Origin of the sequence: Acidovorax sp. Leaf191 (genome assembly GCF_001424425.1) — a bacterium.
Classification (GTDB): Bacteria; Pseudomonadota; Gammaproteobacteria; order Burkholderiales; family Burkholderiaceae_C; genus Acidovorax.
This window is the reverse complement of the sequence record NZ_LMPT01000008.1, coordinates 13,575-36,562: the sequence shown is the minus strand read 5'-3', so window position 1 is coordinate 36,562 and position 22,988 is coordinate 13,575. Positions and strand designations below refer to the sequence as shown.

The window sequence follows — 22,988 nt, the reverse complement described above, 5'->3', positions numbered from 1 at the left end:
CAATCGGGATCGATGGGCAGTACGGTACCTCAAGCGGAGCCCGGCCGCAGGGGCAGACTGCGCGCACGGTGCCCTACGGCAGCGTGCACCGCATTGGCCACCGCCGCGATCACCGCGGACGTGCCCGGCTCCCCGATGCCTCCGGGCGGCTCGTCGCTCTGCAGCACGTGTACATCCACCTGCGGTGCCTCGGACAGCCGAAGCACGCGGTAGTCGTGGAAATTGCTCTGCTCCACACGGCCGCCCTGCAGCGTGATCTCGCCCCACAGCGCTGCCGTCACGCCAAACTGGATGCTGCCGTCCACTTGCGCATGGACGGTGTCCGGGTTGACGACCATCCCGCAGTCGACGGCACATACCACGCGGTCCACGCGAATCTCGCCTGCGGCGTCCACGGTGACTTCGGCCACCTGGGCCATGAAGCTGCCAAATGCCGACAGCACTGCAACGCCCCGGCCCCTGCGGGAGCCCTCGGCGTTTGCTGCAGGCAACGGTATGGCCCACCCCGACTTCAGCGCCACCAGTTCCAGCACGGCCCGCGCGCGGGACTTTGGGGGCAGCAGTGCCAGGCGGTAGGCCACGGGGTCCTGGCGCGACAGGGCGGCCAGTTCATCCACGAAGCTCTCGATCACGAAGCAGTTGTGCGTGGGCCCCACCCCGCGCCACCAGCCCGTGGCCAACCCCGGCATGGGCTCATGGCGCACATAGTCGAGCTGGGCAGCAGGCCATGTGTAGGGCCCAAGACCTGCTTCCACCGCATCGCCATCCAGGCCATTGCGAACAGCGCCCGGAGCGACCCGCGCGAGGATGGACGATCCCACTACCCGATGGGTGATGGCCGTGGGCCGGCCCTGCGCGTCCAGCGCCGCACTCAACCTGTCGGCGTACATCGGCCGCAGGATGTCGTGCTGGATATCCTCCTCGCGCGACCAGATGAACTGCACGGGGCCCTGCACCGTGCGCGCGAGCGCCACGGACTGCTCCACATAGTCCGCCTCCAGCCGGCGTCCAAAGCCGCCGCCCAGCAGGTGGTTGTGGATGCGGATCTTGTCGGCCGGCAGCGCCGATGCCTTCACTGCGGCATCGCGCGCGCGGATGGGCGCCTGCGTTCCCACCCACACGTCGCAGCCGTCCGGCGTGAGGTGCACGGTGCAGTTGACGGGCTCCATCGCCGCGTGGGCCAGAAACGGCGAGTGGTAGACCGCCGAATGGCGCGACGCGGCGCCTGCCAGGGCGGCTTGCACGTCGCCTTTCGACAGCGCCGATGCGGCATCCTGGCGGTCCAGCTGTCGCTCCAGGTCCTGGCGCAGCTGCGCGGTGGAGACGCCCGCCCCGGCGCCGTGATCCCACTCGATCTTCAGCGCCGCGAGCCCTTGCTTGGCCGCCCAGGAGTGGACGGCGATGACGGCCACGGCATTGGAGATTCGCACCACCTGGCGCACGCCAGACACCGCCAGGGCTGGGGCTTCGCCCACGCTGGCGAGCGTGCCGCCGAATACCGGGCACGCCGCCACCGCCGCGTAGAGCATGCCGGGCAGGCGCACATCGATGCCGTAGGTGGCCGACCCGTCGACCTTGCCCGCCACGTCCAGGCGCGGGATGGGTTTGCCAATCAACCGGAACAAGTGCCGGGGCTTGAGCGCCACCGGCTGCGGCACGGGCAGACGTGCGGCGCTGCGGGTCAGCTGGCCGTAGCGAAGCCGGCGCCCGCTGGGCGGATGGCTGACCTGGCCCCCGTGCGCCTGGCATTCGGCCGCAGGCACGCCCCATTCCTGGGCCGCGGCGCTCACCAGCATGGCCCTCGCGGTGGCGCCGGCCACGCGCATCGGCTCCCAGGCGCCCATGATGGAGTTGGACCCGCCGGTGATCTGACCGCCGCCCGCACGCGGGTTGCCATAGCGGGCTGCGTCCGGCGGGGCATGGGCCAGCGTGACGCGCGAGAGCGGCACTTCCAGTTCCTCGGCGATCAGCATCGACAGCGCGGTGTAGATCCCTTGGCCCATCTCGACGCGCGCCATCGTCAGCGTCACGCTGTCGTCGGTGCCGATGCGGATGAACGCGTTGGGTTCGAAGGGCGCAGGGGCCTGCATGGCTGCCAGCGCCTCGGAGTGCCGGCCTGCAGGTCGCCCGGGCAGCGCCACGCCCAGGGCCAGCGATCCTCCGGCCATCAGCAGTACGCGGCGGGTCAGCACGGGTGTTGCCGCGTCTTCTGGCTGCCGCCACCGTTCGCAGGGGCCAGAGCGGCCGGCGGCTAGTGGTGTTGTTTTCTGGATGCTCATGCCTGGCCTCCGCCGCGGGCCGCGCGGTGGATGGCTACCCGGATGCGCGAGTAGGTGCCGCAGCGGCAGATGTTGCCGGACATGGCTGCGTCGATGTCGGCGTCCGTGGGTTTGGCGTTCTGGCTGAGCAGCGAGCATGCCGACATGATCTGCCCCGACTGGCAGTAGCCGCACTGCACCACGGACTCATCCAGCCAGGCTTTTTGCACGGCGCGCCCCACGTCAGTGGCGCCAATGCCCTCGATGGTGGTGATGCGCTGGCCGGCCACGGCGGAAATCGGTGTCTGGCAAGAGCGGATGGCCGTGCCGTTCAGGTGGACAGTGCACGCACCGCAAAGCGCCAGGCCGCAGCCGAACTTGGTGCCTGTCAGCCCTTGCACATCACGCAGTGCCCACAGCAGGGGCATGTCGGCCGGCAGGTCCAGCGCCACATTGCGGCCGTTCAATTCGAATTCCACCATCGCTCACCCCACCGCAATGGCTTCGACTTCGATCAGCCAGTCCGGGTGGACCAGCCCCACCTGCACCACCGACATCGCCACCTTGTGGTCGCCCAGGTAGCGCTGGCGGATGTCGGCGCCCAGGCGCCAGTCATCGTAGTTGGCCAGCCATATGGTCAGTTTCGCCAGATTCTCGCGGCCCATGCCGGCCGCCGCGAGTGTGGCCTCGATGTTGGACCAGACGCGGTGGGCTTGCGCTTCGAAGCCCTTCGCCAGTCTGCCGTCCGGCTCCAGTCCCATGGTGCCGCTGATGAAAAGCAGGCGGTTCACGGAGATGGCTTCCACGGCCTGGGCGTAGGGGCCGATGGGGGCAAATATGTCGGGTGGGGTATGCGTTCTCAACATGGGCGTCCTTGGCTGACGGGTTGGATGAACGTCCATTAAAGGAGCGAATCCCTGGTGGCCCGATGCCGAATCCTGATCTCATGCCATCTGTCCTTTGCATGGATGACGGCGTCGTGGCGTGTCCAGGACCCCGCAGAATTGTCAGCAGGTTCACCCGGATGGTGTGGCTGAGACATGGCCGAACTGGGTGGCGGATGCAGGCGTGCCGCGCGAACATTAGTTGCTTGTGCTGTTTTGCACTGTTATGGTGCAATTTTTGTGGATTGTGATGCCCGCAAATAGAGGGTTCTACGAACGAACAACCAGGCCAAAAACGCTACCATTGGTTACCGTTGCCACCGCCTGAAGGCGCGCATCTTTTCTCCCAGGTCCCGGCCATGCTCAAGCGCATCCAAATCGAACATCTCACCCTGGGCATGTACTTGCACGAGTTCTGCGGCTCGTGGATGGAGCACCCCTTCTGGCGCGCCAAGTTCCTGCTCAAGGACCCCAAGGACCTCGCCCGCATCCAGTCCACTGCCATCCACGAGTGCTGGATCGACACCGACAAGGGCCTGGACGTGGCGCCAGGCACTGCTTCCGTCTCGCGCGAGGAGGCCGACGCCAAGATCGAGACCGACTTCAGCCGCCTGGAAGACCTGCCCACGCTCAAGGTCACGCTGCCGCCCCCACCGCCGCCGCCCCAGCGCGACCGGACCGCCACGGACATGAAAAGCGAGCTCAAGCGGGCCGCCGCCATCTGCACGCAATCCAAGGAGGCGATGGTCTCCATGTTCAACGAGGCGCGCATGGGCCGTGCAGTGGACGCCGCGGGCGCGCAAAGCCTGGTCGAGGAGATCACCGACTCCGTCACGCGCAACCCCGGCGCCCTCATCAGCCTGGCGCGCCTGAAAACCGCGGACGACTACACCTACATGCACTCGGTGGCGGTTTGCGCGCTCATGGTGGCGCTGGCCAAGCAGCTCAAGCTCAAGGACGACCAGCAGCGCCTGGCGGGCATGGCGGGGCTCTTGCACGACCTGGGCAAGGCGGCGATCCCGCTGGCCGTCCTCAACAAGCCCGGCAAGCTCACCGACCAGGAGTTCACCGTGGTGCGCAGCCACCCGGTGGAGGGCTACCACATGCTCAAGGAAGGCTCTGGCGTGCCCGAGGCGGTGATGGACGCCTGCCTGCACCACCACGAAAAGGTGGACGGCACGGGCTACCCGGACAAGCTCAAGGGAGAAGGCATCAGCATCATCGCGCGCATGACGGCGATCTGCGACGTGTACGACGCCGTGACGTCCGACCGGCCCTACAAGCGCGGCTGGGACCCGGCCGAATCGCTGCGGCGCATGGCGGAGTGGACGAACGACCACTTCGATGCGCGGCTGTTCCAGGCCTTCGTCAAGAGCATCGGCATCTATCCGGTGGGCTCGCTGGTGCGGCTGACCTCCGGGCGCATCGGGGTGGTGACGGAGCAGGCGCCGGCGGCGCTCACCACGCCGATCGTAAAGGTGTTCTTCAGCACGAAGTCGGACCTGCGCATTCCGCCCGAACTGGTGGACCTGGCGGCGCCGGGGTGCACCGAGAAGATCGTGGCGCGCGAGGACCCGGACAAGTGGCGGTTCCCGGATTTGAACGAACTGTGGTCGGGGTTCTCGGTCAAGGCCTGGTGAAGCCTGCAGAATGCACAGGCCTGCGGTAGCGTCCGCAGGCCTTCCCGTCTGTCCGTTCGCATTCTGGAGTGTGCTGTCCCCATGAAGCGTTTGCTGCATCCGATGTTTCGCACGCGGCTGTCCCTGGCCTTTGCGGCGCTTTTGGCGCTGGTGTGCGTGCAGGCTGCCTTTGTCTACGCAGGGGCCTACCGTGTGAACGACTACGCGCGCCACAGCCGCCTGGCGAGCGACATCCTGTCGGAGCTGCTGGACCTGTCGGCCAACAAGCAGCGGCTGCGCGTGTGGGCCATGCAGCGCCTGATGAACGCCGATGCCAGCCCCGAGGTTCGCGAACGGCTCATCAGCAGCATGCAGCGCAGCGCCGCTGCGCTGGAGTCGTTGGCCGTGCAGGACGTCACGCTCTGGCGCGAGCTGGCCGAGCGCGACGGCATTGCAGTGCCGCAGGAGGTGCACCAGCTGGTGGGCGTCTCCGAGCTGCTCAAGGACAACATCCAGGCCGTGGATGCGCGCCTCAAGCCCCTGACCCCCCTGGAGCCCGGGGCCGAGTTTGCGGTGCTGTGGGAAGAGATCAACCAGGTGTTCGACATGGCCAAGGGCCGAGATCTGCGCGAGGTGCTCAACGGGGCGATCGAGCGCCAGCGGCTGACCGTGCCCATGGCGCGGGCCGCCACGGAGCGTGCGCTCGCGGCCCTGCGCGAAAAGGCCATCGCCATGGCTCTCATCACCCTGGCGGCGGCGGTCGTCATGGCCCTGAGCCTGAGCCGGCGCCTGCAGCAGCCGCTGGACCGCCTGCTCGCCGGCACGCAGGCGCTGCAGGCGGGTGCACTGGACCACCGCATCGCCACCGGCTCCCGGGACGAGTTCGACCATGTGGCGCAAAGCTTCAATGCGATGGCGCGGGAGCTGCAAAGCCACCGCGCAGCCGCCGATGCCGCCCGGCACGACCTGGAGGTGGCGGTGCACGACCGGACGCGGGAGCTCAGCGCTGCGCACGACACCCTCAAGCAGCTGGACGAGCGGCGCCGCCAGCTGTTTGCAGACCTCGGGCACGAACTGCGCACCCCCGCTACCGCGATCCGCGGCGAGGCCGAGATCGCCCTGCGCGGCAAGGACAAGCCTACCGCCGAGTACCGCCAGGCGCTGGGCCGCGTCATCAGCGGCATCGACCAGATGACGGGCCTGATCCACGACCTGATGCTGATCGCCAAGGCCGAAGCGGACCAGCTCGTCATGAAGCCCACCTCCACCGACCTGCCTGCGCTGCTGGCCGAGGCCGTGGACCAGGCCCGCACACTGGGCGCGGCCCACCGGGTCGACGTTCAGCTGGACCTGGGCGACGCGGCGGCAGCGCCGGTGCGCGTGCATGCCGATGCGGACAGGCTGGGCCAGGCGGTCATGATCGTTCTGGACAACGCCGTGCGCTACTCGCCGGAAGGGGCGTCGGTGGCCGTCTCGCTGCGCACCGATCCTTCGGTGGCGGCCATCGTCGTCAGCGACGCCGGGATCGGCATCGACGCGGACGAGCTGCCCCATGTGTTCGAACGCTTCGTGCGCGGCCAGCGGGCGCGTGCGCACCGCGCGGACGGCACCGGCATCGGCTTGTCGATTGCACAGTCCATCGTGCATGCGCATGCCGGGCAGATCGATGTGCAAAGCGTCGCCTTGCGCGGCACGACCGTTTGCATCTCCTTGCCGGTCATTGCCGCCGACGCGCCTGAATGGGCCTTGTGACCGTATGAATATCCTTGTCGTGGAAGACGATGCCCGTGTCGCTGACTTCTTGTTGCGCGGCCTGCGCGCGGAGGGCTACCGGGTCGAGCTGGCGCGCAACGGAGCCGACGGCCTTGCCATGGCCCGCACCACTGAGCCCGCCATCCTGATCCTGGACCTGATGCTGCCGGGCCTGAGCGGCCTGGAGCTGTGCCAGACGCTGCGCGCCGAGGGGCACCACGTGCCCGTGCTGATCCTGAGCGCCCTGGGCAACACCGCGGACAAGGTGCAGGGCCTGCGCCTGGGCGCAGACGATTACCTGACCAAGCCTTTCGCTTTTGAAGAACTGCTGGCGCGCATCGAAGCGCTGATGCGCAGGGGCCGCGAGCAAAAGCCCCGCTCCACCCTGCTGCATGTGGCGGACCTCACCCTGGACCTGGAGCGGATGAGCGCCAGCCGGGCCGGCCAGACCATCGCACTCACCGCCAAGGAACTGGCGCTGCTGGAGCTGCTCATGAACTCGCCCGGGCGCGTGTACAGCCGCGAGCGCATCCTGTCGAACGTGTGGGGCACCAGCCAGGACCCCCTGACCAATGTGGTGGATGTCTACGTGCGCCGCCTGCGCGCCAAGATCGATGACGGGCATCCGCTCGCCCTCATCAAGACGGTACGCGGCTTCGGCTACCGGCTGGACGACGTGCGCGAGTGATGCGTTGCAGGGATGTCGGGCTTGTTCGCCCGTCGCCCTGGCCTCAGGGCTTGCGCGGGCGCCCGGCGATGCCCAGCTTGCGCAGCCGATAGGCGAGCGTGGCACGGCTGATGCCCAGCAGCCGGGCCGCAGAGGCCACGTTGCCGCCGGCCGTGTGGAATGCCTGGCGCAGCAGCTGCGCCTCGGCCTCGTGCAGCGGGGGCATCGCTGCTGCGGGTTGCGGCAGCGGCGGGCGCGCGGGCATCTGCAGGGGGGCGGGCGTGAACGGTGCGGCGGGCGCTGCCGCTGCTGCACCGCCCTGCAGCCTGGCCGTATGGTCTGCCGCCACCCTCAATGACAGCACGTCGTCCGCCAGCCTTTCGCCGCCGCTGAACAGGTGGTGGGGCTCGATGGGCTCCCCATCGGCGGCCAGGATCACGCTGCGCTCGATGAGGTTCTGCAGCTCGCGGATGTTGCCCGGAAAGGCGTAGTGGAACATCGCCTTCACGGCCGCCTGGCTGAACCCGGGCACCTGGCGCTGGTGCTTTTGGCGGTAGTGGGCGAGGAAGTGGCTCATCAGCAGCGGGATGTCGTCGCGCCGGTCGCGCAGCGGCGGCAGGTGGATGGGAAACACATTCAGGCGGTAGTAGAGATCCTCCCGGAAGGCCCCGGCGCGCACGGCCTGGCGCAGGTCCACATTGGTGGCGGCCACCACGCGCACATCGACGCTGAGTGTCCTGGTGCCGCCCACGCGTTCGACCTCCCCCTCCTGCAGCGCGCGCAGCAACTTGCCCTGCGCGACGAGGCTGAGCGTGCCGATCTCGTCGAGGAACAGCGTGCCGCCATGTGCGCGCTCGAAGCGGCCCGGGCGCGAGGCCCCGGCCCCGGTGTAGGCGCCGCGCTCCACGCCGAAAAGCTCCGACTCGACCAGCGTGTCCGGAATCGCCGCGCAGTTGAGCGCCACGAAGGCATTGCCCTGGCGCGGGCTGATGCGGTGCAGCATGCTGGCGAACATCTCCTTGCCCACGCCGGACTCGCCGGTGAACAGAACGGTGGCCGCCGTCGGCGCCACGCGCTGCAGCATGTGGCAGGCTGCGTTGAAGGCCGACGACGCCCCCACCATGGCGGAAGACGCCCCCTGCTGCGCGCCGGGCGCGGCGTGCGGGCCGGCCGCGATCGGACGGCCCGCGGGCGTGCCCAGAAATGCCTTGCGCGGGGCGTTGGCGGTAGCGGCGGGCAGGCTACCGACGAATTCCTGTGCGTTCAGGTACGCGAGGTCTTGCTGCACATCGTCCCAGCGTTCGGCGGATTTGCCGACCACGCGGCACTGCGTGGACCCGGACGAGCGGCATTCCACCTCCCTGAAGACGATCAGGCGCCCGAACAGGGTGCTCACGTAGCCGGTGGCGTAGCCCACCTGCATCCAGCAGGCCGGCGAGCCGCCCACGCCGTAGGCGGCGATGTGCTCGTCGTCCTCGCTGGAGTTGTGCCACAGGAATTCGCCCTCGTAGTCGCCGGTGTCGGCGTCGTAGCGAACATGCACCACCTCGACCTGCACCACGCCCTCCAGTGCGTGCAGCCGTGTGCCGGCGATGGCGGCTGCGGGCGGGTCGGCATCGGGCCACTGCTGGCGCACCAGGCGGGCATCGCGTGCGCCGCTCACGTAGCCTGCGCGCGTTAGCAGGCCGCGGGCCTTGTCCAGGCCGATGCTGTCGATCATCTCGCGGCGCAGCGAACCAAGAGCCTCGGAGTGCAGCAGGATCATGCGCTGGTCCTGCAGCCAGATTCGGCCGTCGCCCGGAGAGAAGAACAGGCACTCGCTGATGTCCGCCACCGTGGGGTGCACCTGCTCGCCCAGCCCGGCCGTGTCGAAGCCCGCCAGCGCGTGAGCGTCGTCCGCGGCCGTCGGCGTCCGCCGCGTGGCGGCGGGATCAGCTTGGGGAGCGGGGGCCCGCTTCAGGTCGGCCAGGGACACGCGGCGTTGGGTCATGGAGTTCACCAAAAATTGATCATTTGAGCAATCTGCACTGGCTCTTTTGATTATTGATGGTAACTATTTAAGGGCCTCAGGGCACTACTGCCACCGTATTTCAGCCCTAGGGAAAGTCCGTAGCCGCCCCTCTCACGGAACCCGGGCGGCAGGCCCTGGCGGCCGCCTTGGCGGACATGTCGGGTACGCCCGTTGCAAACCGCAAGGCCAGTGCCGCGCCGTTGCGGCCAATGCCATGTACCAAGGAGCAATGCAATGGGTGTTTCAGAAAAACCGGGCCTGCTGGACAACCGCCTGTGGGCGGGCAAGGCCTTCGATGGGGGATGGGCCACGGCGCTGAACGCGTCGCGCGATGTGGCCGAGCCCGCCACAGGACAGGTGCTCAGCAGCGTGGGCATTGCCAGCGCGCAGGACATGCAGGCGGCCATCGGGCGCGCGCAGCAGGCGCAGCCCGCATGGGCGGCCCTCGGCCCGCGTGAGCGCGCCGCGGTGTTCCACCGTGCGGCCCAGGTCTTCGAGCAGCACTTCGGCGAGCTGGCGCTGGCCATCGCCCGCGAGACCGGCGGCATCCTGGCCAAGGGCCAGCACGAGGTGCGCGAGGCCATCACCCTGTGCCACCTGGCCGCCGGCTTGCCCCTGCAGGCCCAGGGCCAGGTACTGCCCAGCGCGCCGGGGCGCCTGTCCATCGCCCGGCGCGTGCCGCACGGCGTGGTGGGCGTGATCTCGCCCTTCAACTTTCCGCTCATCCTGGGCCTGCGTTCGGTGGCTCCGGCGCTGGCGCTGGGCAATGCGGTGGTGCTCAAGCCCGACACGCGCACGCCGGCCAGCGGTGGCTTCATCATGGCCCGCGTGTTCGAAGAGGCCGGCTTGCCCCAGGGGCTGCTGCAGGTGCTGCCCGGCGATGCCGAGGCCGGCGAGGCGCTGGTGGTGGACGAACGCGTGCCCATGATCGCCTTCACCGGCTCGCCCGCCGTGGGCCGGCGCATCGGTGCGCTGGCGGGGCAGCACCTCAAGAAGGTGTCGCTGGAGCTGGGCGGGGCCAACAACCTCATCATCCTGGAAGATGCCGACCCGGACGCCGCCGCCAGCGCCGCTGCTTTCGGCGCATGGTTCCACCAAGGGCAGATCTGCATGGCGGCCAACCGCATCCTGGTGCACGAGTCGATCGCGGGCGCCATCCTGCAGCGCCTGGTGGGCAAGGCCACGCACCTGCCCGTGGGCGACGGCGCGAGCGGCCAGGTGGCCCTGGGGCCGATGATCGACGCGAAGCAACTGGAACGTTTCGACCGCGTGATCCAGGACAGCATCGCGCAAGGCGCAAAGCTAGAAGCCGGTGGAGTCTTCCACGGTCTGTACTACCAGCCCACGGTGCTTTCGGGCGTCGAGCCCGGCATCCGCGCGTTCGACGAAGAACCGTTCGGTCCGGTCGCCAACCTCGTCACCTTTCGCACCGACGACGAAGCGGTGCAACTGGCCAACACCAGCCAGGGCGGCCTGGCCGCGGCCGTCATCAGCCCCAGCGTGGGTCGCGCTATGGCCATCGGACAGCGGCTGCGCGCCGGCATGGTCCACATCAACGACCAGACGGTGAACGACGAGTGCACCAACCCGTTTGGCGGCCCGGGCGTGGGTGGCAACGGCGGCAGCGTGGGCGGGCCGGCGGACATCGACGAATACACGCAGTGGCAGTGGATCACGGTGAAAGACGCGCCGCCTGCGTTCCCGTTCTGACCTCGCAAGCCCTTGGTGCAGCGTGGCCGCACCGAGGCCTGTGCTTGCCCCCACACCAAAAAACCGGAGACAACCCTCATGACCCTTCACAACAAAACCATCGTCGTCACCGGCTGCTGCTCGGGCATTGGCGCAGACTTCGCCAAGCTCGCCCGCCAGCAGGGCGCCCGCGTGATCGGCGTGGACCGCAATGCACCCACGCTCACGCTGGACGGCTTCGTTCAGGTGGACCTGGGCGATGCGGCCGCCATCGATGCCGCCGTGGCGCAGCTCCCCGCACGGGTGGATGCGCTGGCCAACATCGCTGGCGTGCCCGGCACATCACCCGCCGAACTGGTGGGCCGCGTGAACTACCTGGGCCTGCGCCATCTCACGCACCGCGTGCTGGAGCGCATAGGCGAGGGCGGCTCTATCGTCAACATCGCCTCCATCCTGGGCGCCGAGTGGCCGCAGCGGCTGGAGCAGCACCGCACGCTGGGTGCCACGGCCAGTTTCGACGAGGGCGCGGCATGGCTGGCCGCGCACCCCGTGCCCCAGGAGACCTGCTACCAGTACTTCAAGGAGGCGCTGATCGTATGGACCGTCACCCAGTCGCAAAAGATCTTCATGGAGCGTGGCGTGCGCATGAACTGCGTGGCCCCCGGGCCCGTGTTCACGCCCATCCTGGGCGACTTCGTGCAGATGCTGGGGCAGGACCGCGTGGAGAAGGACGCGCACCGCATGAAGCGCCCCGCCTTCAGCGACGAGGTGGCGCCGGTGATCGCCTTCCTGTGCAGCGACGCGGCGCGCTGGGTGAGCGGCGCCAACGTCCCGGTGGATGGGGGACTGGCCTCCACCTACCTCTGAGCCAGGGCGCCCCTGTGTGCACGGCAACGGCAGGCCCTCTTGCCGCGGTTCGTGCAGACCCCATCGCCCGCTGCTCCGGCCCCTGCGGCGCCGGCGAACGTTCAGTTCAGGCCTGCTGCGGCCTGGCAGTCCTGAGCCAGCGGATCTCCTCGATCAGGTCCGCCAGTCCAGCACGGATGAAATCCAGCGTGGGGGCATCGGTCAGGCGCCCGTCCTGCATGCGCGAGGCCACGCCGGCGATGGCGATGTGCTGGCGCACCAGCGGCCGGGCCAGCGTGGCAGCCAGGGCGTCGCGGATCTGGGCCTGGGCGCGCACGCCACCGGCGGTGCCGGGCGATGCCGTCATGATCAGCGCCGGCTTGCCCTTGAGCGGCGAGGCGAAGCCCGGGCGCGAGGCCCAATCGATGGCGTTCTTGAGCACGCCGGGAATGCCGTAGTTGTATTCGGGGGAACAGATCACGAGCCCGTCGGCACCCGCGATGGCTGCTTTGAGCTGCGCGACGGAGGCCGGCGGCGAGTCTCCGTCCAGGTCGGCGTTGTACAGAGGGATGTCATCCAGCGCAGCCAGATCCAGTGTGGCCGTGGCCGGCAGCAGTGGCGATAGGCTGCGCAGCACGGCCGTGCAGTGCGATGCGCGGCGGATGCTGCCGGAGATGGCGACCAGGCGAATGGGGGTGTCGATGGCGGCGGTCACTAGGGTTTGCTCCTTGTTCGAAAGGCGCGAGTTTATGCATAAAATTCAAATCATGTATGAAAAAGAACAACCCACGCGCACGCCGCCCTTGGTCGACCAGGCTTTCCTGCAACTGCGCCGCGATGTGCTGAGCGGCACCTACGGTGCGGGCGCCAAGCTCAAGCTCGACGAGCTGCAGACGGCCTACGGTTTTTCCAGCAGCCCGCTGCGCGAGGCGCTGAGCCGTCTGGCCCAGGAGGGGCTGATCCGTGCGGACGAGCGGCGCGGCTTTCGGGTGGCGGCAATCTCGGCGGCCGACCTGGCCGACATCACCCGCATGCGCGTGATGCTGGACGTGCAGGCCCTGCGCGAATCCATCGACCACGGCGACGACGCCTGGGAGGCTGCGGTAGTCGGCGCCTACCACCGGCTCGAGAAGGTGGAATCCCGGCTGGGCGACGGCCCCGTGGTGCTCGACGACGGCTGGACCGATCTGCACACGGCCTACCACCGGGCCTTGATCAGCGCCTGCCCGTCGGAGCGCCTGCGCAACTGGAGCGCCAGCCTGTTCGACCAGGCCGAGCGCTACCGCCGCTATTCCGCGCGCTTTCGCAAGACCTCGAGGCGCAAATCCAACGAGCACCGCAAGCTCATGGACGCCACCCTGCGGCGCGATGCGGACACCGCCTGCGCGCTGCTCGAAGAGCACATCCTGAGCACCGAGCGCAACGTGCTGGCGGTGCTCGACCAGGTGGTCCAGCACCAGCAGGGGGCCTGAGACCGAGCCTCGGCTTCCTGCCCTCCCCACGCCCTGCGGGGTGCGCTGCCGGTGCAGCGCCCTCGCGACGACAAAGCCCCGCCCCAGCGGGGCTTTGTCGTTTCTGGCCGTCCGCCGATGGTGCGTTGGCTTGCGCGAGCCGCGCCCCCAGGCTGGCGGAGACGATCCGCCGCACCTCGCCACCACAGCGTTGGAACCCACTTCTGACCTTGCTTTCCATTTTGTGCTTGGTGTAAACCACTATGCATTAATTTTATTTTGTGCATAAAAATAACTTCACGCACCAAACGCGGACAAGGTGATGGGTCTGGCACGCCGCGTTGGCCGCCTTCTCTTTCTGTCTCTCACAAACGCTCAAGGAAAACCATGAAACTGATGTCCTACTCGCTGGCCGGCCGTGACACCTGGGGTGTCGTCATCGCCGATGGCGTGGCCGAACTGGCCACGCGCACCGGCCATGCGACGCTGGCCGACTTCATCGCCAGCCCCGACTTCGCGCGGCGCGATGCGCTGGTGGCGGGTCTCAAGCCCGACGCCAGGCTGGCCGACGTGGCCTTCCTGCCCGTGATTCCCCGCCCGGAAAAAATCGTTTGCGCAGTGCGCAACTACATGGACCACCACCAGGAGGTGCTGGCCGCGGGCATGCAGCGCGAGCTGTCCGAGCAGCCGCCGATCTTTCTGCGCGTGTGGCGCTCGCAGACGCCGCACCAGGGGCCCATCGTGCGTCCGCACGTGTCGGAATCGCTGGACTGGGAAGGCGAGCTGGCCGTGGTCATCGGCAAGCAGGGGCGGGACATCGCCGAAGCCGATGCGTGGAACCACGTCGCGGGCTACAGCTGCTACAACGATGCGAGCGTGCGCGAGTGGCAGTTCCACGCCAAGCAGATCGCGTCGGGCAAGAACTTCGAGTCCACCGGCGCCTTCGGCCCCTGGATGGTGACGGCCGATGAGATCGCGCCGGGCCGCGAGCTCAAGCTGGAGACTCGGCTGAACGGGGCTGTGGTGCAGTCCAGCCACACGGGCCACATGATCTTCTCCATCCCGCGCCTCATCGCCTATGCCTCGACCATCTTCACCCTGGTGCCTGGCGACGTGATCATCACCGGCACGCCTGCGGGCGTGGGCTGGAGCAAGAAGCCACCGCTGTTCATGAAGCCCGGCGACGTGGTGGAGGTGGAGATCGAGGCCGTCGGCCTGCTGCGCAACCCGGTGGTTGCGCAGGCCTGAGTCGCCTCGCCACCCGATCCCGTCCATCCATACCACCACCCGGGCAGAGCCAGGTCCCACGCGGCCGCCGCCCATCGGAGACAAGCAACATGCACAGAAGACACATCCTGGCCGCCTGTGGCGCGGCGGCCCTGTCCTGGCCGGTACGGCCGGTCCTGGCGCAGGCGTATCCCGAACGCGCCATCAAGCTCTACCAGGGCTTTGCGCCCGGCGGCAATGCCGATGCGATTGCGCGCGCCGTGGGCATGGAGATGTCCAAGGCACTGGGCCAGCCCGTGGTGGTGGAGGCCCAGTCGGGGGCGGGAGGCACCATCGCCGCCACCACCGTCGCACGCGCCAGGCCGGACGGCTACACCCTGCTGCTGGCCACCGGCGGCCATGCGGTGGCGGGGGCGCTGTACAACACGCTGCCCTACAAGTCGGTGGCCGACTTCGAGATGGTCTCCACCGTCACCTACTTCCCGTTCCTGATCGTCGTCAACGCCAGCTCCAAGGTGCAGGGCCTGCGCGAGGTGCTGGCCGCCGCCCAGGCGGCACCGGGCACGGTGGCCTACGGCACGGCGGGGGTGGGCTCCACCCACCACCTGGCGGGCGAGCTGCTGGCCAGGCTGGCGCGGGTCCAGCTGCTGCATGTGCCCTACCGGGGCGACGCAGCGGCCCTCACCGCCCTGCTGGCGGGGGACGTGCCTTTCATCATCGCGCCGCCCACGGCGGTGCTGTCCAACATCCAGGCGGGCAAGCTGCGCGCCATTGCGACCACCGGGCCCCAGCGTTGGCCGGGCCTGGCCCATGTCCCCACCGTGGTGGAGCAGGGCGTGGCGGGCTACGACGTCCGCTCGTGGGCGGGCCTGATGGCGCCCGCCGGCACGCCCCGGCCCGTGGTGGACCGGCTCCATGCCGAAACCCTGCGCGCCCTGCAGGCACCGGCCGTGCGCCAGCGCCTGGAGGACATGGGCGGCGAGGCGCGCGGCAGCACCCCCGAAGAAATGAAGGCCATGGTCAGCCACGAGCTCGAGAAATGGCAGCAGGTGGTGGCCGATGCCAAGATTCCGAAACAATGAACTGAACGCATTCACTGAAAGACCGTCCGCATGACACTGATCGCCATCCGCAAACGCAGCCTCACCATCGAGACCATCCACCACGAGGGCGGCCCGCCAGCGGACACGCCGCTGCGCGTGGCGTCGGCCTGCGCGGTGATCCGCAACCCCTACGCCGGCCGCTACGAGCCCGACCTGCTCCCCTTCATGGCCGAGCTGCGCGGCCTGGGCACCGTGCTCGCGCAGGAGCTGGTGGACACCCTGGGCAAGGAGAACGTGCAGGCCTACAGCAAGGCCGCCATCGTCGGCGTCAATGGCGAGCTGGAACACGGGGCGGTGTGGCACGAAGCCGGCGGCTGGGCCATGCGCCAGGTGCTGGGCGAGCCCAAGGCCATCGTGCCCTCGGCCAAGGCGGTGGCTGCCACCGGGTACCGGCTGATGGTGCCGCTGCACTACATCCACGCCGCCTATGTGCGCAGCCACTACACCAGCGCGGAGGTCGGCATCCAGGACGCGCCGCGCCCCGATGAAATCCTGTTCGCGCTGGTGATGGCCGACCGTGGCCGGATCCACTCCCGCCTGGGCGGCCTCACGCGCGAGCAAGTCTCCGTGCACGACGGGCAGCGCTGAACATGGCAGGCACCACCATGGCGAACACGACGATGAAGGCCGTGCAGTTGCAGGTCACCGGCGGGCCCGAGGTCCTGTCGCTGGTCGACCTGCCCGAGCCCCGGCCGGGCCCGGGCGAAGTGCGCGTGCGGGCGCACGCCATCGGCGCGGGCGGCCCGGACGTGCTGATCCGCAACGGCACCTACAAGTGGATGCCGCCGCTGCCCGCCGTGCCCGGCAATGAGCTGGCAGGCGTGGTGGACGCCGTGGGCCAGGGCGTGGCGCGCCTGGCCGTGGGTGACCGCGTGCTGGTGAGCGCGCGCGAGCTGCCACAGCGCGGCGGCTGCTACGTGCAGGCGATCTGCGTGGCCGAGGCCGTGCCTTTCGTGCTGCCGCAGAGCATTGCGTTCGACGACGCAGTGAGCCTGGGCAACTTCCAGCTGGCGCTGGCGCTGCTGGCCAGCAACGGCAACCTGCCGGCGCAGGCCATCCTCGTGCCGGGCGCGGCCGGCGGTGTGGCCACGGCGCTGTCGCAGGTGGCGCGGTCGCGCGGGCTGCGGGTGATCGGTACCGCGTCCACGCCGCAAAAGCAGGCCTTTGCCCTGGAGAACGGCGTCACCGACCTGGTCGACGGCGATGTACAGGCCTTGCCGCAGCGCGTGATGGAGCTCACCGGCGGCCGGGGCGTGGACCTGGCGTTCGACCATGTGGGCGCGGCGCTGTTCATCGCCTGCCTGCGATCGCTTGCCCCGTCGGGCATGGCGGTGTCGTACAACATCCTTGCGGGCCCGCCGTCGGCCGACGTGTTCGACGAACTGCGCAAGCTGCTGGCCAGGAGCCTGGCCATCCGGACCTTCTCCATTCACGCGGTGGATGCCGACGTCACGCAGCGCCGCGGTCTCATGGAGCAGGCCATTGCGCTCATGGCCAGCGGCCAGGTGCGCGCACCGCGCGCCATGCGCCTGCCGCTGGCGCAGGCCCGCCAGGCCCATGAGCTGCTGGACAGCGGTGGCACGCTGGGCAAGCTGGTCCTCATTCCCTGAACTGTGTGGAGCCCGTCACCATGAGCACCCCCTACACCGCGAACCTCTCGCACTGTGGCATCTTCTGCCGCGACCTGGAGGTGATGAAACGCTTCTACACCGGCGTGTTCGACATGCAGGAGACCGACCGCGGCGAGGGCGTGACCTTCCGCTTCGAGATCGTGTTCCTGAGCGGCCGCGACGACCAGCACCACCAGCTGGTGCTGGCCGGCGGGCGCGGCGCCGATGCGCCCAGCACGGTGATGCAGCTGTCCTTCAAGGTCCAGACCCTGGACCACCTGCGCGAGGCGCGCCGCCGGGCCCTGGCGCTGGGCGCGACCAGGATGCGGGGGCTCAACCACGGCAACGCCATCTCCATCTACTGCATGGACCCTGAAGACAACACCGTGGAGGTGTACTTGGACACCCCCTGGTACGTGAGCCAGCCCCATGGCGACCCGCTGGACCTGGACCAGGACGACGAGGCCATCTGGGCGCAGACCGAGCGCGTGGTGCGCACCGATCCGAGCTTCATGCCGGTGTCTGAATGGGCCGCGCGGTTCGCGCTGCGCAGCCAGGCACTCAAGACATCGCCACAGGCAGCCCCGGGGCCCTGAGTGTCGGGTGGCCGTCCTCCGGGGCCAGCATGGACACGGTGCGCAACGGGTGGGGTGGCGGCACGCAGCATGGTGTCAAATATGCCGCTACCGCTTTCCAGTGAAGGTTTATTTGCTATAAATTAAATAGCATTTTGGGTTCCGCGCGTCAATCGGTGGCGGGAGACTCCGCAAGGCCCGCCAGCACCAGCCGAAACTCGGCGCCGCGACCCACGTCGCTGTCCACCTCCAGCGTACCGCCGTGGCGCTGCACCACGGTGTGCACCAGCGCCAGGCCCAGGCCCACGCCGCTCACCGCAGGATGGCTGCGGTCGTGCAGGCGTTGGAAAGGGGCGAACAGCTGGCCTTGCATCTGCGGCGCGATGCCCGGCCCCTGGTCCCGTACCGATACCACCCACCGGGTGCCCCGCGGCGTGATGGCGCATTGCACGGCGCTGCCCGCAGGGCTGAACTTGATGGCGTTGTGCAGCACGTTGGTGAGGGCGCGGCCCAGCAGCGACCGGTCCCCGAGCGTGGGCGCGGTGTCGGGTGTGGTCGTGATGAGCACGTCCACACCGCCTTCGCGCGCCAGGGCCCAGGTGTCGTCCACCGTCTCTGCCAGCATCGCCACCAGGTCCAGCGGCGCCATGCGGTACTCCTGCGACTGCGCGCTGGCCAGGTGCACGAAGTTCTCCGCCATGCCCAGCGAGGTGCGCGCATAGCGCTCGATGCGCCGCAACATCTCTTCGTCCGCCATGCGGCCGGGGTAGGCGCGTTGCATCTCCAGCAGGGTGAGGATCGACGCGTTGGGTGCACGGATGTCGTGCGAGATGAAGTTCATCGCCTGGTCGCGCTGCTGCTGCGCGTGCCGCATTTCGGTCAGGTCCACCAGCGTGATCAGCCAGCCCGCCTTGGCCAGGTCGGTGAAGCGCTTGCACTGCACCAGCAGGCTGCGCCCGCGTGCGTCGTGGCCTTCGCTTTGCTCAGGCATATCCCCTCGGCGCAGGCTCTCGGCGGTGACCAGGGTCTGGCCGGTGCGCGTGTGCACCAGGTCGTGCAGCAGGTCCGCCACCGACTGCCCTTGCAGCGGCAGTGCGGCATCTCCGCCCACGTGCCTGCGGGCGGCCATGTTGGTGAGCAGGATGCGGCCTTCGGGGTCGCAAACGATGGTGGGCGAGGGCAGTTGCTGCAGGCTCTCGCTCACGAAGTGGTGCAGGTCGCGCAGCTGGCGCGACGCCCGCTCCACGGCGTTGATGCGCTTTTCCAGGAAGTCGCCGCCATCCCCGGCGCTGCCTGCCAGCCGCAGTGACAGCCCGTCGCGCTGCAACCGCTCCATCTCCTGCCGCAGGAACTGTGCGGCGGCGCTCAGGCGCCGCCAGCTCCACAGCGGGTAGGCGAGCACCAGGCCCACCAGGGCCGCTGCAGGGGCCACGTGCACGCCCAGCCACCAGGGCAGGGCCACGCCCAGCAGCAGGGTGCCCACAGCCAGCAGGGCGCTGGTGAGCAGCGCGACGAACGGGCCGGCCAGCAGCAGTGCGAGCAGGGCGCATGCCACGGGTACCAGGTTGAAGAGGGTGTTGGCCACAGGCCCGGCGGGCCGTATGCCGACGCCCGAAAGCCGGCTGTCGAGCACATGGGCCACCACCTCCACGCCCGGCATCAGCCGCGATTGCTGGCTCACGGGCGTGGCAAACATGTCGCCAAGCCCCGATGCCGCAGCGCCCACCAGCACGTACTTGCCGCGAAATGCGTCTGCCGGCACCTGGCCGCGCAGAACGTCGATGTAGGAATAGGTGGCGAAATGCCCCGGCCCGCCGGCATAGGCGATCAGCGTGCGGTCCTGCCGCTGCCACGCGCCGGTGCTGGCTGCGGCCGGGGGCGTCGCAGGCAGGGCGCAGCCGGGGGCCTCGGGCTGGCCCACGCAGTACAGCGCCGTGCTGAAGTGGGGCCAGGACGCTGCGCCGGGGCCTTCGGCCAGATAGAAGCTGCGCACCACGCCGTCGGTGTCGGGATCCACATGCACATGCCCCAGCCGGGCCGCCGCCTCGGCCAGGGGCGGCCACGGCAGTTCGGCCTGGCTGGCCGCGGGGCCATGGCCGCGCCGCAGCATGGGCAGCACCACGCGGCCGCTGCGCGCCACGGCGTCGGCCAGCAGCGCATCGTCTTCGGGATAGTCCTGGTCTTCTTCGCTGAAGAGTACGTCCATGCCAATGGCGCGCGGGGCCTGCGCCGAGATGCGCGAGACCAGTTCCGCATGCAGCGCGCGGCGCCAGGGCCACCGGCCGATGGTGGCGATGCTGCGGTCGTCGATGGCGACGATCACGATGTCGGGGTGCGCGGGGCGCGACAGCAGGCGCAGGCCCGCGTCCTGGACCAGGTGGTTCATCCGGCCCAGGCTGGCGGGCGGGCTGAGCCACGCCACCAGCGTCAGCAGAACGATGGCCAGCAGGCTCCATTCAAGGCGCCGCTGTCGGCCGCGGCTGCGTGCGAGGGTCCACATGGGTCAGAAGCCCCGTACTGCGTACAGGTACAGGCACAGACCCGGGCCGCCGCGCGGCGCGATGCCGCCTGGCCGCGCCGAGCTCAAGGACGCCCCAGCGGCTGGCCGCTGGATGTGGACACGGGCAGGCCCGCGCCGGTGCGGATGCCCGAGCCCACGCGGATCTGGCGCGCAGGAGAAAAATCGCTGTCCAGGCCCGTGGGGTCCAGCACCTGGATGCGCACCAGGTACTCGCCGGGCGTGAGCGCGCTGCCGGTCCACTGCGGTGTGTCGAGCACGGTGTCCAGGGTCACGTTCTCGAAACCAGGGTCGGAGGCGGCCGCCAGTTGCAGGCGAAACCTCTGGCCGGGCCGGGCGGGCCAGTGGAGGTGCACGGAGGTATCGCCGTCCTGGGCTTGCAGGGACTGCGCAGACAGCGCGGCGGGCCGGTCGGCCACCGTGAAGGGCTGCGGTGGCGCAAACGGCCCCTGGTCAGCCTGATCGGCCTGGGCGCCCTGGACGCGGGGCAGCTCGCGCAGGCTGGCAGCGCGCCAGACGTACTCGCCCGGCGGCAGGCTGGGGATGGCCAGGCGGCAGTCGGTCAGGCGCTGCTCGTCCAGCACGGGCTGGGCCCATAGCGCCTCGCCGGTCTTGCCGGCCTCGCTGGCGGCCACCTGCACGCGGTACCACCGCACGCCCGGTACCTGCGTGCACCGCAGTTCCCCGGCGCCCCGCGCCACCACCGCGCCGGGCGAGGGCGCCTGGTACAGCGGGGGCACGGGCCGTGTCTTCACCGCGATGGGCAGCACCGCGGGCACGCCGGGGATGCCTGCGTCATCCAGCCCCCGCACCGAGAGGTAGTAGCGCCCATCCTCCAGCGCCTTCCACCGCAGCTGTCCGTCGGCAAAGCGGCCGTGGCGCAGCACCTGCGTGAAGTCTGCGTCCTGCGCAATCTGGGCCTCATACCTGGCGGCACCGGCCAGGGCCGGCACATCGATGGCCAGCAAACCCGCGTCACCCAGCGTGGCGGGTATCGCGGAAGTGTCGGGTGCCGGCAGCAAAGGGCGGGGCGCTCCCACCGTACCATCGGCGGCCACGGCCAGGCCGTGCCCGGGTGCGAGCAGGGCGGTGGGTGCGGAAGACGCCGGTTGCGCCGTGGTGCTGTCGCCCTGGCGCGCCTGCACCGCCACCGATCCATTCAGCACCGAAGCCGTGGTCGCACCGGTGTCCGTCATCGCCACACTGAAGTGGGTGCCGCGCACGCTGGTGACGGCCAGTGGCGTGCGCAGCTCGAAGCGGCGAAACGGCTCTGCACTGGGCGGCACCGACGATTCCACCGCGCCGCTGCGCATCTCCAGCACCGACTGCACGCTGCCTGCGCGGCCGCGCCGGCGCAGCTGCCGCAACTGCAGCTCGGAGTGGGCCTGCACGCGCACCACGGTGCCGTCAGCGAGCCTGACGGCCACGAAGGCGTCGGGGCCCACCTGCAGCGCGGTGCCTTCCTCGAGCTTGCCGCCCTGGGCCACCGGCGCGCGCAGCCCACCCGCGCGGCCCTGCGCGGTGACCGTGCCGTGGACGAACTCCACCGTGGCCGACTCCGCGGGCTGCAGGCGCACGGGGATCCACACCACCGAGCCGGGTTGCAGGCGCCGTGGGTTGGCGACCTTGTTGCGGGCCTGCAGCAGCGGCCATTGCCGGGGAGCATCCAGGTAGGCGCGGGCCAGGCCCTCCAGCGTGTCGCCGTCCTGCACGGTGTGGGCGATCTCGTCGTCCTGCGGGCTGGGGGTGTCGGCGCGCGCACCAGCTGCGGCCACGCCTGCGATGCACACGGCAAGGCCCAGGGCCGACAGCGGATGGAAGGCTCGCCGGGTCGGGCGGTGAATGCTGGCCAATTGAGAATCTCCTGTTGTGCGCCGGGTCGGCGGTGCGCTGGCGGCCTGGGGGTATCGGGACGCCAACGGCAATGGTCATGCCCATGTCAGGCGTCTTGCGGGCCCGCTTCAGGCTCTTTTCTGGGCCTCGACGGCTTCGAAGCGGTAGCCCACGCCGTACACCGCCGAGACGATGAAGCCGTTGGCGGGGCGCAGGTCCAGCAGGGTGCGCAGGCGCGAGATGTGGGTGTCCAGCGAGCGGGACATGACGTCGGCCACCTGGCCCCAGATGATGTCCTTGAGGTGATCGCGCGACAGCAGCCGGCCCATGTTCTGAAACAGGAACAGCGCCAGGTCGTACTCGCGGTTCTTGAGCTCGACGGCCACGCCATCGACCTCGATGGAGCGGGTTTCGGGCAGAAAGCGGTAGCGGCCGAACTCCATGACGCCGCCCGCATTGTCGGGGTAGGCGCGCCGCAGCAGCGCGGCCACGCGTGCCGTGAGCTCGCCGATGCGCACCGGCTTGACCATGAAATCGTCCGCCCCGCTGCCCAGGCCCTCGACGATGTCGCGTTCTTCCTGGCGGTGGGTCACGAACAGGATGGGCAACTGGGTCCCCACGTTCTTGCGCACCCAGCGCACGACTTCGGGCCCGGTGGTGTCGGGCAGATGCCAGTCCACGATCAGCAGGTCGAAGGTTTCTCGGCGCAGTTCGCGCAGGAATTCCGCGCCATTGAGGTGCGTGTGGCACACGTGCCCCATCGCTTCGGTGGCCTGCTTGATCAGGTCCAGTTGCAGCGCGTCGTCGTCCAGTGCGGCAATTCGCATGGTGTCCCCCTGTCCAAAATATCCAACCTCGGATTATTTGCGAGAACGGGGAATGCACGCGGACCGTGCCCGACGGGGCTTGCGCCGGTTGACATTTGTTGACCTTGTGATGGCAGCA

Annotated in this window: 19 protein-coding genes; 11 read left to right on the top strand and 8 right to left on the bottom strand. The window is 69.3% G+C overall.

Annotated elements, in window-relative coordinates; genetic code table 11:
• Positions 1-29 precede the first annotated feature (29 nt).
• The 3 genes from ASG27_RS07675 to ASG27_RS07665 all read right to left on the bottom strand — a co-directional run bounded on the left by ASG27_RS07675 (position 30) and on the right by ASG27_RS07665 (position 3,124).
• The gene (locus ASG27_RS07675) at positions 30-2,192 is read right to left on the bottom strand and encodes a xanthine dehydrogenase family protein molybdopterin-binding subunit (RefSeq protein ID WP_235504005.1); all 2,163 of its coding nucleotides are present in this window, start codon (positions 2,190-2,192) and stop codon (positions 30-32) included.
• Positions 2,193-2,275: 83 nt separating this feature from the next.
• On the bottom strand, positions 2,276-2,740 hold the full coding sequence (locus tag ASG27_RS07670; protein WP_056416482.1) for a (2Fe-2S)-binding protein: 465 nt from the start codon (positions 2,738-2,740) through the stop codon (positions 2,276-2,278).
• A gap of 3 nt (positions 2,741-2,743) precedes the next feature.
• On the bottom strand, positions 2,744-3,124 hold the full coding sequence (locus ASG27_RS07665; protein WP_056416479.1) for a RidA family protein: 381 nt from the start codon (positions 3,122-3,124) through the stop codon (positions 2,744-2,746).
• A gap of 377 nt (positions 3,125-3,501) precedes the next feature.
• Between ASG27_RS07665 and ASG27_RS07660 the strand changes: the two genes are divergently transcribed.
• The 3 genes from ASG27_RS07660 to ASG27_RS07650 all read left to right on the top strand — a co-directional run bounded on the left by ASG27_RS07660 (position 3,502) and on the right by ASG27_RS07650 (position 7,201).
• Positions 3,502-4,782, top strand: a complete 1,281-nt coding sequence (locus ASG27_RS07660) for an HD-GYP domain-containing protein (RefSeq protein WP_056416476.1) — start codon at positions 3,502-3,504, stop codon at positions 4,780-4,782.
• A gap of 102 nt (positions 4,783-4,884) precedes the next feature.
• A complete protein-coding gene (locus ASG27_RS07655; RefSeq protein ID WP_056416542.1) occupies positions 4,885-6,513 on the top strand; it encodes a sensor histidine kinase in 1,629 nt (542 codons plus the stop codon).
• Between the two features lie 4 nt (positions 6,514-6,517).
• On the top strand, positions 6,518-7,201 hold the full coding sequence (locus ASG27_RS07650) for a response regulator transcription factor (RefSeq protein WP_056416473.1): 684 nt from the start codon (positions 6,518-6,520) through the stop codon (positions 7,199-7,201).
• Between the two features lie 43 nt (positions 7,202-7,244).
• Here ASG27_RS07650 and ASG27_RS07645 read toward each other — a convergent pair whose 3' ends face one another.
• On the bottom strand, positions 7,245-9,170 hold the full coding sequence (locus tag ASG27_RS07645) for a sigma-54-dependent Fis family transcriptional regulator (RefSeq protein WP_056416470.1): 1,926 nt from the start codon (positions 9,168-9,170) through the stop codon (positions 7,245-7,247).
• Positions 9,171-9,425: 255 nt separating this feature from the next.
• On the opposite strand from ASG27_RS07645, the gene ASG27_RS07640 reads away from it, so the two are divergent.
• Complete coding sequence (locus ASG27_RS07640; RefSeq protein ID WP_056416467.1) at positions 9,426-10,901, top strand: benzaldehyde dehydrogenase; 1,476 nt, start codon at positions 9,426-9,428, stop codon at positions 10,899-10,901.
• A gap of 78 nt (positions 10,902-10,979) precedes the next feature.
• On the top strand, positions 10,980-11,747 hold the full coding sequence (locus tag ASG27_RS07635) for a coniferyl-alcohol dehydrogenase (RefSeq protein WP_056416464.1): 768 nt from the start codon (positions 10,980-10,982) through the stop codon (positions 11,745-11,747).
• Positions 11,748-11,853: 106 nt separating this feature from the next.
• Here ASG27_RS07635 and ASG27_RS07630 read toward each other — a convergent pair whose 3' ends face one another.
• Positions 11,854-12,441, bottom strand: coding sequence for an NADPH-dependent FMN reductase (locus ASG27_RS07630; RefSeq protein WP_082485880.1), 588 nt, complete (start codon positions 12,439-12,441; stop codon positions 11,854-11,856).
• Positions 12,442-12,475: 34 nt separating this feature from the next.
• Between ASG27_RS07630 and ASG27_RS07625 the strand changes: the two genes are divergently transcribed.
• The 6 genes from ASG27_RS07625 (at position 12,476) to ASG27_RS07600 (ending at position 17,713) form a co-directional block, all read left to right on the top strand.
• Positions 12,476-13,198, top strand: a complete 723-nt coding sequence (locus tag ASG27_RS07625; RefSeq protein WP_056416462.1) for a GntR family transcriptional regulator — start codon at positions 12,476-12,478, stop codon at positions 13,196-13,198.
• Positions 13,199-13,564: 366 nt separating this feature from the next.
• Complete coding sequence (locus ASG27_RS07620) at positions 13,565-14,425, top strand: fumarylacetoacetate hydrolase family protein (protein WP_056416459.1); 861 nt, start codon at positions 13,565-13,567, stop codon at positions 14,423-14,425.
• An 89-nt stretch (positions 14,426-14,514) separates the two neighbouring features.
• On the top strand, positions 14,515-15,486 hold the full coding sequence (locus ASG27_RS07615) for a Bug family tripartite tricarboxylate transporter substrate binding protein (protein ID WP_056416456.1): 972 nt from the start codon (positions 14,515-14,517) through the stop codon (positions 15,484-15,486).
• 30 nt (positions 15,487-15,516) lie between these two features.
• A complete protein-coding gene (locus ASG27_RS07610; protein WP_056416453.1) occupies positions 15,517-16,095 on the top strand; it encodes an amino acid synthesis family protein in 579 nt (192 codons plus the stop codon).
• 17 nt (positions 16,096-16,112) lie between these two features.
• Entirely contained in the window at positions 16,113-17,117 is a 1,005-nt protein-coding gene (locus ASG27_RS07605) for a zinc-dependent alcohol dehydrogenase family protein (protein ID WP_056416535.1), read from the top strand.
• Between the two features lie 20 nt (positions 17,118-17,137).
• Positions 17,138-17,713 (top strand): VOC family protein, encoded by a 576-nt coding sequence (locus ASG27_RS07600; RefSeq protein WP_056416450.1) that lies wholly within the window; start codon positions 17,138-17,140, stop codon positions 17,711-17,713.
• A 148-nt stretch (positions 17,714-17,861) separates the two neighbouring features.
• Here the strand turns inward: ASG27_RS07600 and ASG27_RS07595 are convergent, their stop codons facing one another.
• From ASG27_RS07595 to ASG27_RS07585, 3 genes are all read right to left on the bottom strand, one after another.
• Positions 17,862-20,192 carry a CHASE2 domain-containing protein gene (locus ASG27_RS07595; protein WP_056416447.1) on the bottom strand — a complete coding sequence of 777 codons (2,331 nt, stop codon included), beginning with the start codon at positions 20,190-20,192 and terminating at the stop codon, positions 17,862-17,864.
• A gap of 83 nt (positions 20,193-20,275) precedes the next feature.
• Positions 20,276-22,063, bottom strand: a complete 1,788-nt coding sequence (locus ASG27_RS07590; RefSeq protein ID WP_326938706.1) for a FecR family protein — start codon at positions 22,061-22,063, stop codon at positions 20,276-20,278.
• A 108-nt stretch (positions 22,064-22,171) separates the two neighbouring features.
• Entirely contained in the window at positions 22,172-22,870 is a 699-nt protein-coding gene (locus ASG27_RS07585) for a response regulator transcription factor (RefSeq protein WP_056416444.1), read from the bottom strand.
• Positions 22,871-22,988: the final 118 nt, after the last annotated feature.

Bases quoted from the DNA above. Each gene is read 5' to 3' on its own strand.
- ASG27_RS07650 (WP_056416473.1), top strand. From the start codon at position 6,518: ATGAATATCCTTGTCGTGGAAGACGATGCCCGTGTCGCTGACTTCTTG.
- ASG27_RS07645 (WP_056416470.1), bottom strand. From the start codon at position 9,170: ATGACCCAACGCCGCGTGTCCCTGGCCGACCTGAAGCGGGCCCCCGCT.
- ASG27_RS07605 (WP_056416535.1), top strand. From the start codon at position 16,113: ATGGCGAACACGACGATGAAGGCCGTGCAGTTGCAGGTCACCGGCGGG.
- ASG27_RS07585 (WP_056416444.1), bottom strand. From the start codon at position 22,870: ATGCGAATTGCCGCACTGGACGACGACGCGCTGCAACTGGACCTGATC.
- ASG27_RS07625 (WP_056416462.1), top strand. From the start codon at position 12,476: ATGCATAAAATTCAAATCATGTATGAAAAAGAACAACCCACGCGCACG.
- ASG27_RS07595 (WP_056416447.1), bottom strand. From the start codon at position 20,192: ATGTGGACCCTCGCACGCAGCCGCGGCCGACAGCGGCGCCTTGAATGG.
- ASG27_RS07665 (WP_056416479.1), bottom strand. From the start codon at position 3,124: ATGTTGAGAACGCATACCCCACCCGACATATTTGCCCCCATCGGCCCC.
- ASG27_RS07635 (WP_056416464.1), top strand. From the start codon at position 10,980: ATGACCCTTCACAACAAAACCATCGTCGTCACCGGCTGCTGCTCGGGC.
- ASG27_RS07655 (WP_056416542.1), top strand. From the start codon at position 4,885: ATGTTTCGCACGCGGCTGTCCCTGGCCTTTGCGGCGCTTTTGGCGCTG.
- ASG27_RS07660 (WP_056416476.1), top strand. From the start codon at position 3,502: ATGCTCAAGCGCATCCAAATCGAACATCTCACCCTGGGCATGTACTTG.
- ASG27_RS07615 (WP_056416456.1), top strand. From the start codon at position 14,515: ATGCACAGAAGACACATCCTGGCCGCCTGTGGCGCGGCGGCCCTGTCC.
- ASG27_RS07670 (WP_056416482.1), bottom strand. From the start codon at position 2,740: ATGGTGGAATTCGAATTGAACGGCCGCAATGTGGCGCTGGACCTGCCG.
- ASG27_RS07610 (WP_056416453.1), top strand. From the start codon at position 15,517: ATGACACTGATCGCCATCCGCAAACGCAGCCTCACCATCGAGACCATC.
- ASG27_RS07620 (WP_056416459.1), top strand. From the start codon at position 13,565: ATGAAACTGATGTCCTACTCGCTGGCCGGCCGTGACACCTGGGGTGTC.
- ASG27_RS07600 (WP_056416450.1), top strand. From the start codon at position 17,138: ATGAGCACCCCCTACACCGCGAACCTCTCGCACTGTGGCATCTTCTGC.
- ASG27_RS07640 (WP_056416467.1), top strand. From the start codon at position 9,426: ATGGGTGTTTCAGAAAAACCGGGCCTGCTGGACAACCGCCTGTGGGCG.